We start from the raw sequence: 10,881 nt of genomic DNA, 5'->3' as shown, positions 1-10,881 counted from the left end.
GCGCCCCGTCAAACACGCTGGCCGAACGCAGGCTTTGGAGCGTGGGTAACCCGGCAGGACGCCGGGTTAGCCGCGCTGGGCCAAGGATGGCCCATCGCGGCGGCCCACGCTCCAAAGCCGGAGTGAGGGCACACCGAGCCTAGGCGAGGTGCCGAGTGTTGGGGCAAGAGCCCTTTGGTTACTTTGGGGCTCTTTTCCAAAGTGACCCGCTGTAAGAGCGGAACCAATACCAGCCCTCACCCAAAAAACGGATATGTACTCAAAGCCCAACCCCAGACCGCAACCGCCGAAACACCACCACCGAAGCCCCACACACCACCCCACTAAAAACCACCACCACAACAATACTCTCAACCGTAGCAACCGATTCCCCCCGCCACCGCTGCACCACCCCAAGCACCGTCGCCGCCACCCCCACCGACAGACTCAAACTCAACTGCATCGTCATCGCCGCCAAACTACTCGCGCGGCTGGACAACGCCGCCGGCACGTCGGCATAGGTCAACGCCCCCAGCGTACTCATCTGCAGCGACCGCGCCACGCCGCCAAAAAACAACACGCCCACCATCACCAGATACGGCGTATCAGCGCGAAACACCGCACACCCAATAATCGACAACCCACACAAACACGCATTGCCCACCAACGTCTGGCGAAACCCGAACCGCTGCACAATCGGCGCCGCCACGAACTTGATCGCCAACGCCCCCGCGCCACCGGCAAACGTCAGCAACCCCGCCGCCAGCGGGCTCAAGCCAAACCCCAACTGGAACAACAACACCAACAGAAACGGCAACGCACCGCTGCCAAGACGGAACACATTCCCGCCCCAGATCGCGATGGAAAAAGTCGGAATACGCAACAACGTCAAGTCCAGCAACGGCCGTTCACAACGCCGCGCATGCATCACGTAAAGCCAGGCGAACAGCGCACCGGCCACCACCAACCCGACAATCGGCAACGCCTCAAGCAGTCCATGCCCCAATGCCTCAAACGCAAACACCAGGCACGCCAGGCTGGCCGCACTCAGCAGCAACCCCCGCGCATCAAACGGCCCGGCTTCACCCGGCGGATAGTCCGGGATGTAGCGCCACACCAGCCACACGCCCAAAACGCCAATGGGCAGGTTGATCAGGAAAATCCACTGCCAGGCTGCATACGTCACCAGCACCCCGCCCAACGGTGGCCCGATCACCGGCCCCAACAACGCGGGGGCGGTAAGAAAGGCCATGGCGCGCAGCAGGTTGTCCCGCGAGGCCCAGCGCAGCAGGATCACCTGCCCCACCGGGACCATCATCGCCCCGCCCGCCCCCTGGGCCAGGCGCGCCAGTGACAGTTGCAGCAATGAACTGGACAACGCACAGGCCAGGGAGGCGCAGGTGAACAACGCAATCGCCGTGAGGAACACCCGGCGCGGCCCATAACGGTCCGCTGCCCAGCCGCTGGCCGGCACAAACACCGCGGCCGCCAACAGGTACAACGACACCACCAGGTTCATGCGCAACGCCGGCTCGCCGAAGTCGGTGGCCATTTGCGGCAATGCGGTCAGCACCGCCGTGGCGTCGAGCAATTCCATGAACAAGGCACACCCGGCAATCGCCGGCACGCGGTAATCGAACGCCGCGCTCACGCTGTTGGAGACATTTATGCACCTACCGCTTGCAAGGGTTGAACCGCGCGCGCGGCGGTGTGGCGGTTGACCGGCACCGGCAGGCCCAGGTGCCCGCGCAAGGTGCTGTGGCTGTACTCGCTGCGGAACAACCCGCGCTCACGCAGCAACGGCAGCACCTGGTCGGTAAATTTGGCGAAGTCATCCGGGGCGCCCACGTGGATGTTGAAGCCGTCCACGGCACCTTCGACAAACCAGCGCTCAATCTCATCCGCGACGGTCTTGGGCGAGCCGACAAAGCTGGAGAATGGCTTGGCAAAACGCAACGCCGCCTGGCGCAAGGTCAGGCCCTGGTCACGGGCGACTTGCTTGATGTTCTCGGCATGGCCGCGATAGCCGTTGCTGCCCAAATCGCCCAGTTCGGGGAAGGGTTCGTCCAGTGGGTACTGGCTGAAATCGTGGTAGTTGAACGGCCGCCCCAGCTGCACCAGTGCCTTGTTCAGGTCCAGTTCACCGTTGCGTTCACGGTCGATGGCCTGGGCCTGTTCGTCGGTGTCGGCAATGATCGGTGAGATACCCGGCAAGATCGTCACATGATCGGGATTGCGTCCGGCTGCTGCCGTACGCTTTTTGATGTCGCTGTAGTACGCCTGGGCGTCTTCGAAGTTACCTACGCCGGCAAAGATCCCCTCGGCGTAGTTGGCCGCCAGGCTGCGCCCGGACTCGGAAATACCGGCCTGGAAAATCACCGGCTGGCCTTGGGCCGAACGCTCGATGTTCAACGGCCCGGTCACCGAGAAAAACTCGCCGTGGTGGTCGAGACGATGTTGGCGTTGTGGGTCGAGGAACACCTTGCTCTGCTTGTCGCGCACAAAGGCGTCGTCTTCATAGGAGTCCCACAGGCCCTGCACCACATCCAGGTGCTCGGCAGCGCGGCGGTAGCGCTCAGTGTGGTCGATATGTTGCTCAAGCCCGAAGTTGCCGGCAGCGCCTTCCAGGCCCGTGGTAACCACGTTCCAACCGGCGCGGCCGCCGCTGATGTGGTCCAGCGAGGCGAACTGGCGCGCCACGTTGAAGGGTTCGGTGTACGAGGTGGTTAGGGTCGCCACCAGGCCGATTTTCGAGGTAGCGCCCGCGATAGCCGAGAGCAGGGTCAACGGCTCAAGGCGGTTGAGGAAGTGCGGCGCCGAATCCGGGGTGATGTAGGGGCTGTCGACGATGAATACGAGGTCAAACTTGGCGGCCTCCGCCAGTTTGGCCTGGGCGCGATACCAGTCGATATCGACGCTGGCATTGCCGGGGATCTGCGGGTGCAGCCATTCGTTTTGCGCGGTGCCGACGCCAGTGAGGATGGCGCCGAATTTGAGTTGCCGGGGTGAGGTGGACATACAAAGGCTCCTGAAATAGATAAACCCTGTGGGAGCGGGCTTGCCCGCGATAGCGGTGTATCAGTTGAATAATCAGTTACTGACCCACCGCTATCGCGGGCAAGCCCGCTCCCACATTTTTAATTGTGTGAATCAGGCCGTTCTGGCGGCGATGGCTTCGACTTCCACCAAGGCTCCGGGCAGTGGCAACGCCACCACTTGCAACGCCGTCCGCGCTGGCTTGTTCGGTTGCTCAGGCGTACCGAAAAACTGCGTATACCCCGCCTGCAACCCGGCAAAATCCAGCTTGCCACCGGTCTCTTCGGCGCCCACCAGGAACACGCGCAACTGCACGATGTCCCCCAGGTCCAGGTCTTGCTGGCGCAGGATCTGGCGGATCTTGTTGAACACCGACACCGTCTGCACTTCGGTATTGCCATAGGCCGCAGGCGTACCCGCCGGGGCATTGGCATCGTGCAGGTCGGGCAAGGTGCCGCTGACAAAAATCAGGCTGGCAGAGGCCGGCACGGTGACGGTCTGCGAGATCGGGAAATTACCGACGCTGGTGCGTTGAATGCTGTCGCTCATGGTGAATCTCCTTAAGAAGCGGCCACTGCCGCGATCTGTCGTTGTTGGGTCACGCGTTCGGCCAGTTGCCCGACCACATGGCGCGCCGAGTTAGCCGCCGATTCCTGCCAGATGCCCACCCCGCTCTGCACCAGGCCGTCACCAGCGAAGTACACGCGGCCATGGCCGGCTTCGAGCAAGGCGCTGGCGTCCGCTGGGAAGTGTTCACGTTGCAGCCACGGACCTTCGCTGTAGGGGATCTGCTCCCAGGACACCGCCAGCGGGTTGCGCAGGTGTTTGGAATAGCCGGGGTGCAGCAGCTCCACGGCCTCTTTGGAGGTGGCGTACTGTTTGTCGAAAGGCTGCGCGCCAAATACGTCCGCGCCCTCCCCGGTCACGTAGCCCGCCACCAGCAAGCCTTCGCGGGTGTTGAGGTCGTTGCTCGGGTACCACAGCAGGCGCGCCGGGTGTTCGATCCAGGACAGGCCGCCGTAGGTGCGGTAGTCGGTTTCCCAGAAGCGCGGCGATTGCCACGCCACTTTGGTCGCCTGATCGCTGCGGGTACTGAGCAAGGCGGCCTTGATCGGGTCGCTGAAATCCGTGTCGAGCTTGGCCAGCAGCGGCAGTGGCAGGGTCGAGACCAGGTAGTCGGCACGCACCACGTGTTCACGGCCACTGTGCTTGTCGTGGTAGGTCACCGCCACGCAGTCTTCCAACTGGCGGATCTGCCGCACATGGGCACCCAATTGAATGTGATCGCGCACCCGCGCGTAAAAGGCATCGGTGATGCGGTCCATGCCGCCCACCGGTTGGAACATGGTGGCGGAGAACTCCGGGAATTCGGTGTGCAGCAACGCGCCCCACAGCTCTGGATGCAGCAGTTGATCCAACGACAGCGGGCTGCGGCTGGCCGGTAAAGCGCCGGGGTGAGCGGGTGACTCCAGGTGCCCCGAACGAATCGTGCCCTCAAAGGCCAGCTCTTGCGACAAGTCGCCGTACACCTGCAAGAACGCCAGCAAGCGCGTGCGTTCTTCACTGCTCAACACATCGTCGAGGGCATCGCGTTGCACAGCCTTGGCCAGCAAGCCGGACAAGTGTCCGCGCGCATCGTTGATCGCCTGGCCGACGCTGAACGCGGGCTTGGTGATATCCGGCCGTACCTGCGCGCCGTGGCTGCTGTTGACCAGCACTTCCAGCGGCACGCCCAGCTCGCTGCAATAGTCGAGAATCGTGCGGTGCTGGCTGGGTATGCGCGCAGGCCCAGCGTTGAAGTAGTGGCCTTGATCAAATGCGGCGGTTTGCGTGCGACCGTCCTTGTAGTCCACGCGGTCGCCGTTACGAATCGTCCAGGTGCGGCCACCGACTCGTTCACGGGCTTCCAGCACTTGCACCGCGAACCCGGCGCGGGTCAGTTCCAGGGCGGTCACCAGCCCGGCAATCCCGGCGCCCAGCACCAGCACGCGGGTGCCTTGCCCCAGGCCGTCCTTGAGTTTCAGCGGTTGCGGGCGGCGGTGCGACGAAGGCCCCAGGCCCAGTACCGCCAATGCATCCTTGACGGCCTTTTCGCCGCCTACCGCAGCGATGCTCGACAGCGCTTCACGTCGTGTAAGTCCCATGTGTGACGCTCCTTAATCCGGCAGGCCCGGTGGGTTGATCAGCGACTTGTCGACGCGTTCTACATCCAGGCCCCAGCGTTGCAGCACCTGCTCGTACTGGCCGCCAGCAATCGCGCCTTCCAGCGCGGTGTGGATCGGCTTGACCAAGCCGTTGTCCTTGCGCGTGGTCACGGCGATATCCGCCTGCAACGGCCAGCCGCCGTTGACAGTACCGACGCGCTTGATGCCGCCGGTGATCGCCGCCGAATAGGCGTACACCGAGTTGGGCCCGAACAGCGCATCACTGCGCCCGGATTGCACCGCCAGTTGCGCGGCGGCCTGGTCGTCGAAGTACTGCAACAGCGCAGGCTTGATGCCGGCTTTTTCGTTGGCATCGTTCCAGGCCAGCAGGACTTTTTCCTGGTTGGTGCCGGAGCCGACGATGATCTTCAAGCCGGCGATGTCCGGAGCCTGTTTGATCTCAGTGATCTTGCTGGTGCTCTTCACATAGAACCCGAGCACGTCCTGGCGATAGGTGGCGAAGTCGAAGCGTTTCTTGCGCGCCTCGGTCACCGTAACGTTGCTGATCACCGCATCGTATTTGCCCGAGCTGACGCCCAGCGGCCAGTCTTCCCAACTGGTCTGCACCACGTTGAGTTGCAGGCCCAGACTATCGGCCACCAACTGCGCGGTGTCGGCTTCGCTGCCTATGGTGGTCTTGTCGTCATTGGCCAACAGCGCCAGCGGTGGCCCGGCCACACCGGACACGGCCACGGTGAATTTGCCCGGCTGGGCGAACTTGAAGCCCGGCGGGATCTGCGCGATGGCCGCTTCGTTGCGCGGCACATGGATGCGCACGCGGTCGGGGCTGAGGTCGACCTGTTGCACGGCAAAAGCACTTTGCGCAGTGCTGACGGCGAGTGCCAGCAGGGCCACGCGGGCAGTAGAAATAAACATGGGCAGTCACTCCTTGAACTAAAGCACCTTGCCGAGAAAGGCCACGGTGCGGGGATGTCGGGGTTGGCGGAAAATCTGTTCTGGCGGCCCTTCTTCGATCAACTGGCCGTCGCAGAGGAACACCACGTGGTCGGCGACTTCGCGGGCAAAGCCGATTTCGTGGGTAACGATCACCAGGGTCACGCCCAGTTGGGTCAGGCCCTTGATCACGTCGAGCACTTCGCCCACCAGCTCCGGGTCGAGGGCCGAGGTGGGTTCGTCGAACAGCAGCACCTTGGGGTCCAGCGCCAGGGCACGCGCGATGGCGACGCGCTGTTGCTGGCCGCCGGAGAGCTGGCGTGGGTAGGCATCGACCTTGTCCGCCAGGCCAACCTTGGCCAGCAACTCGGCCGCCTTGGTTTGCGCCTCGGCCTTGCTCCAGCGCTTATGGGCCAGGGGCGCTTCGGCGATGTTTTCCCAGGCGGTAAGGTGCGGGAACAGGTTGAAGTTCTGGAATACAAAGCCGACGTCGATACGGCGCTTGAGAATTTCGCGCTCTTTCAACTCATAAAGCAGGTCACCCTTGCGCCGGTAACCGACGTATTCACCGTCGATGGTGATGTGCCCGCTGTCGATTTTTTCCAGGTGATTGATGGTGCGCAGCAAGGTCGACTTGCCTGAGCCGGAAGGCCCGAGAATCACCGTGACCTTGCCCGGGTCGATGGTCAGGTCGATGTCTTTCAACACTTGCTGGTTGCCAAAGCGCTTGCCCACGCCCTGGATCTGAATGCGGCCGGCGCGTGCGTCACTCATGGCTTTTCTCCTTGAGCCAGCGGCGGATGCGTTGCAACGGTGTGGGCGGCAGCACGCGCGCAGTGCCACGGGCGAAGTAGCGTTCGACGTAGTACTGCGCGCTGGTGAGCACGGTGGTGATGATCAGGTACCACACGGTGGCCACGATCAGCAGCGGAATCACCGCCTGGGTGCGGTTGTAGATGACCTGCACGGTGTAGAACAGCTCCGGCAGGGCTAGCACGTAGACGATGGAGGTGCCCTTGACCAGGCCGATGATCTCGTTGAAACCCGACGGCAAGATCGAACGCAGCGCCTGGGGCAGGATGATCCGGAAGATGCGTCGCGAAGCCGGCAAACCGAGGGCCGCCGCCGCTTCATGCTGGCCGGCGTCGACGCCGATCAGGCCGCCGCGAATGATCTCCGCCGCATACGCCGCTTGCATCAGGCTCAAGCCTAGCACCGCCACGGTGAACTGGCTGAGCACGTCCACCGTGGACCACTCGGCGAACACCACGTCGGTGAACGGTACGCCGAGCACGATGTGGTCATACAGATAAGCAAAGTTGTACAGGATGATCAGCACCAGCAACGCCGGCATCGAGCGGAAAAACCAGATGTACCCCCAGGCCAGCGCCGCCAGCAGCGGCGAGCCCGACAGCCGCGCCAACGCCAATGCAGTGCCGAGCAGGATGCTGAACACCGTGCTCAGCAAGGTCAGCAACAGCGTCTGCCCAAGACCGCGCAGCACTGAGGGCGAGAAGAACCACTGGCCGAACACGCCCCACTCCCAACGCGGGTTGGTGGCCAGCGAATGCACGATGCCCAACAGCACCAGCGCGGCGAAGATCGACCCCGCCCAGCGCCAGGGATGCCGTGCGGGCACCACCTGCAGGGTCTTGATCGGTGTGGAGACACGGACCGGGCGAGCCGGGCTGGCCTGATCTATCAGGTCATAGGGTTTGGCGACGATGGGCATGTTCTCTTCCTCGCGGGTTGCGGCCTTAGAAGGCGTAAGTCAGCCGGGTGTAGTAGTAACCGCCGGTAAAACCGAAGGGCGAATAGGTGCCGTAGCTGCTGACCATGGTGCTGCTGGGCACGCCTTGTTTTTTCGGGTACACGTCGAACAGGTTCTTGGCGCCGATGGCGACATTGAGGTCTTTGGTGAGGTTGTAGCCAAGGTCGAGGTCGGTGATCCATTTGGCGCTGTAGACCCGATCCAGGCTGCGGTCGGTGGAGACGTTGACCTCTTTGTAGGAGCCGTAGCGGGTCAGGGCCAGGTTGAGGTTGAAGCGGTCAATGCTCCAGTCACCGCCCAGGATCAGCTTGGTGCTGGGCTGCACGCCGGTGATCAGGTTGCGGGCCTGGCGATCCATCAGGTCATAGGACGTACCAAGGATCGTGGTGGACTCCTTGTAGTTGAGGATCTTGGTCTGGTTCCAGTTGAACGCGGCGGTCCACTTCAGCGAGCCGTACTGGCCCAGGTCCTGGCTGTAGTTGCTGACCAGGTCCAGGCCCTTGGTGCGGGTGTCGGCACCGTTGATAAAGTACTGCCCGCCCGAGGTGGAAGTGATGCCGTTGCCTTGCAGCACCTGGGTGATTTCCGGGCCGAGCAAGGTGCCAGTGAGGGTGATGCGATCACGCAGGTTGATCACGTAGGCGTCGGCGGTGAAGCTCAGGCGGTCGGTGGGCGTGAGGGTGAAACCGAGGCTGAAGTTGGTCGAACGCTCGGGCTTGAGCTCCTGGGCGCCCAAGGCTTTGGCAGCGGCGGAACTCACCGGCAACACGCCATAGTTGATCGACTGATACACCCCATCCACCACGCCATACGTGGTGGAGCGCGCACTGAACAGGCTGTTGGCCAGGGACGGCGCGCGGAAGCCATTGCTCACCGTGGCCCGCACGGCGAATTGCGGGGTGAAGTCATACCGCGTGGTCAGCTTGCCGCTGCGGGTAGCGCCCACGCCTTCGTTGTAATGCTCGTAGCGAAACGCGGTGCCGATGTACCAGTCCGGCACCGGGTTGAAACCCACATCCACGTAACTGGCCAGGCTGTTGCGCGAGGCGCTGCTTTCTTCATCCGGCGAGATGCCGTTGGTGACCTGGGCCCCACTTGATGCGCAATTACCCGGTGCCACGCAGTAGCCGCCGTTGGCATAGGACGCGTAGTCACCGGCCTGCACCTCATAGGTATCACGGCGGTGCTCAAAGCCGTAGCTCAGGTCCAGCGGCTTTTCCAGGCCGACGTCAAAGCCGCGCTTGAAGTCGAGGTTGGTGGTCAGCTCGGTGGAAATCCACGTACCGGAAGTGAAGTGGTTCGGCGTGGCTTCGCCCAGGGACGGGTTCTGGTTGTGGGTGGTGCCCTGCTCCGCGTCGTTACGCCCGTAGGTGGTGGACAAATCCCAGTCCCACTCGCCGACGGTACCTTTGCCGCCGAACGCGGCCTGGAAGTCGTCTTCGTCGATAAACCAAGTGGGCGTGTAACCGCCGGGGTAGCCATTGGGGCCGGTGGTGATGGTGTTGGTGATGGTCGGCAGGCGGAAGTTCTGGCCCTGCTCGGCCTTGCGTCGCGAATAGGTGGTGAAGGAGTACAGGCTGAAACTGTCATCAATCGGCAGCTCGGCGTTGTAGCCCAGGGTCAGCAGGTTGGTCTTGGGCGTGCCATAGCCGCCGTAGGTCGAACGACCCGCCTGCTCGTAGGCCTGGCCGTAGGTGTAGCCGTTGGCACTGGCCTTGTTGTCATCGTTCTGGCTGCGCGCATCCAGCGCCAATTGCACGATACCGCCGTTGCCGATTTCGAAACCCTTGTTGAGGCTTTGTTGCACAGTTTGCTTCTTGCCGTCGTAGCCCTGGCCGACGTTGGTCACCGAAGTGCCGCTGGTATCCGCCTTGAGGATCACGTTGATCACCCCGGCGATAGCATCGGAACCGTATTGGGCGGCGGCGCCGTCGCGCAGTACTTCGACATGGTCGATGGCACTGATGGGGATCAGGTCCAGGTCGGCCGGCGCAGCGCCGGTGTTGATCCCGTTGATGTTCAGGGTGGCGCTGGTGTGGCGGCGCTTGCCGTTGACCAGCACCAGCACTTCGGCGGCACTCAGGCCACGCAGGTTGGGAGCACGGGCAATGCCGCTGGCGTCCCAACCGGTTTTTTCCGGCAGGGTCAGCGACGGAATCACAGCGCTCAAGGCCTCCATCAAACCGGGCTTGCCGGTGCTTTGCAGTTGTTTGGCGCTGACCACATCGATTGGCACCGGGCTGCTGGTGACGGTGCGCTGCTCGGCGCCACGGTTACCGGTGACGACTACGGTGGAGAGGGTGTCGTCCTGGGCCTGGGCGGTGTTGGCCAGGAGTGCCAGGGCCAGTAGGGCGGTGGGTGTTAACGTTTGCTTCATAGGCTTGCCTGCATGTCCAAATCGCGAAGTCGGGCAGTCACGCGTCGTGCGCGGTGCTCGAATTTTTTTCGGGGGTGTTGCGGCGATTTGGGGCTAAGGCGCGTGTGGGGTTTGAATCGGCAACATACGTTGAATTCCCTTCCAACGATTCTGCGGCGGGGATGGTTACCCGGTTATGGGAGCAGAATCTGAATCACGATGGGTACCATCCAGGGTCAGGGGTAGGCTGTTGCGATCAAACATAACGGAATGGGTTTTGAAAATATAATGCTGTTTTGGTCTAAGCTAATATTCTTGGATTTCATTATTTTCTTATGTGGTTATTCATTTTAATGATGTCTTTTTGAGATTGTTGGGGGATTGATCCGTTACTTGGGTGATGGCGGATATTGGTTTCGCCCTTACGGCGAGTCACTTTGGAAAAGAGCCCCAAAGTAACCAAAGGGCTCTTGCCCCACCACTCGGTGCCTCGCCTAGGCTCGGCATGCCCTCAACTCCGGCTTGAATCCGTGGGCCGCCGCCACGCGCCATCCATGGCGCGGGGCGGCTAACCCGGCGTCCTGCCGGGTTACCCACGGATTCAAGCCTGCGTTCGGCCAGCGTGGTTTAACGGGGCGCCT

8 protein-coding genes are annotated in these 10,881 nt (G+C 62.5%); all 8 read right to left on the bottom strand.

The annotated features are described in order from the left end of the window. Positions 1-259: 259 nt before the first annotated feature. The 8 genes from CFE47_RS30520 to CFE47_RS30485 all read right to left on the bottom strand — a co-directional run bounded on the left by CFE47_RS30520 (position 260) and on the right by CFE47_RS30485 (position 10,261). A complete protein-coding gene (locus CFE47_RS30520) occupies positions 260-1,576 on the bottom strand; it encodes an MFS transporter (RefSeq protein ID WP_286842837.1) in 1,317 nt (438 codons plus the stop codon). Between the two features lie 68 nt (positions 1,577-1,644). Further along, on the bottom strand, positions 1,645-2,997 hold the full coding sequence (locus CFE47_RS30515; RefSeq protein ID WP_286842835.1) for an LLM class flavin-dependent oxidoreductase: 1,353 nt from the start codon (positions 2,995-2,997) through the stop codon (positions 1,645-1,647). 132 nt (positions 2,998-3,129) lie between these two features. Continuing rightward, complete coding sequence (locus CFE47_RS30510; RefSeq protein WP_286842832.1) at positions 3,130-3,564, bottom strand: RidA family protein; 435 nt, start codon at positions 3,562-3,564, stop codon at positions 3,130-3,132. An 11-nt stretch (positions 3,565-3,575) separates the two neighbouring features. After that, positions 3,576-5,159, bottom strand: coding sequence for a flavin monoamine oxidase family protein (locus CFE47_RS30505; RefSeq protein WP_286842830.1), 1,584 nt, complete (start codon positions 5,157-5,159; stop codon positions 3,576-3,578). 12 nt (positions 5,160-5,171) lie between these two features. Beyond that, positions 5,172-6,095, bottom strand: a complete 924-nt coding sequence (locus CFE47_RS30500) for an ABC transporter substrate-binding protein (RefSeq protein WP_286842828.1) — start codon at positions 6,093-6,095, stop codon at positions 5,172-5,174. 18 nt (positions 6,096-6,113) lie between these two features. Continuing rightward, the gene (locus CFE47_RS30495) at positions 6,114-6,887 is read right to left on the bottom strand and encodes an amino acid ABC transporter ATP-binding protein (protein WP_286842825.1); all 774 of its coding nucleotides are present in this window, start codon (positions 6,885-6,887) and stop codon (positions 6,114-6,116) included. After that, on the bottom strand, positions 6,880-7,845 hold the full coding sequence (locus CFE47_RS30490; RefSeq protein WP_185704306.1) for an amino acid ABC transporter permease: 966 nt from the start codon (positions 7,843-7,845) through the stop codon (positions 6,880-6,882). The genes CFE47_RS30495 and CFE47_RS30490 overlap by 8 nt, the downstream gene beginning before the upstream one ends. Before the next feature lie 25 nt (positions 7,846-7,870). After that, positions 7,871-10,261: a TonB-dependent receptor plug domain-containing protein gene (locus CFE47_RS30485; protein WP_286842823.1), complete on the bottom strand. Its 2,391-nt coding sequence runs from the start codon at positions 10,259-10,261 to the stop codon at positions 7,871-7,873. Between the last annotated feature and the right edge of the window lie 620 nt (positions 10,262-10,881).

The sequence above is a fragment of the Pseudomonas sp. PGPPP1 genome (assembly GCF_002255865.1).
GTDB classification, from domain to species: Bacteria; Pseudomonadota; Gammaproteobacteria; order Pseudomonadales; family Pseudomonadaceae; genus Aquipseudomonas; species Aquipseudomonas cremoris.
This window is presented reverse-complemented; position numbering and strand designations above follow the sequence as displayed.

Coding starts and splice junctions, on each gene's coding strand:
- CFE47_RS30520 (WP_286842837.1), bottom strand. CDS start 1,576: ATGGAATTGCTCGACGCCACGGCGGTGCTGACCGCATTGCCGCAAATG.
- CFE47_RS30515 (WP_286842835.1), bottom strand. CDS start 2,997: ATGTCCACCTCACCCCGGCAACTCAAATTCGGCGCCATCCTCACTGGC.
- CFE47_RS30510 (WP_286842832.1), bottom strand. CDS start 3,564: ATGAGCGACAGCATTCAACGCACCAGCGTCGGTAATTTCCCGATCTCG.
- CFE47_RS30505 (WP_286842830.1), bottom strand. CDS start 5,159: ATGGGACTTACACGACGTGAAGCGCTGTCGAGCATCGCTGCGGTAGGC.
- CFE47_RS30500 (WP_286842828.1), bottom strand. CDS start 6,095: ATGTTTATTTCTACTGCCCGCGTGGCCCTGCTGGCACTCGCCGTCAGC.
- CFE47_RS30495 (WP_286842825.1), bottom strand. CDS start 6,887: ATGAGTGACGCACGCGCCGGCCGCATTCAGATCCAGGGCGTGGGCAAG.
- CFE47_RS30490 (WP_185704306.1), bottom strand. CDS start 7,845: ATGCCCATCGTCGCCAAACCCTATGACCTGATAGATCAGGCCAGCCCG.
- CFE47_RS30485 (WP_286842823.1), bottom strand. CDS start 10,261: ATGAAGCAAACGTTAACACCCACCGCCCTACTGGCCCTGGCACTCCTG.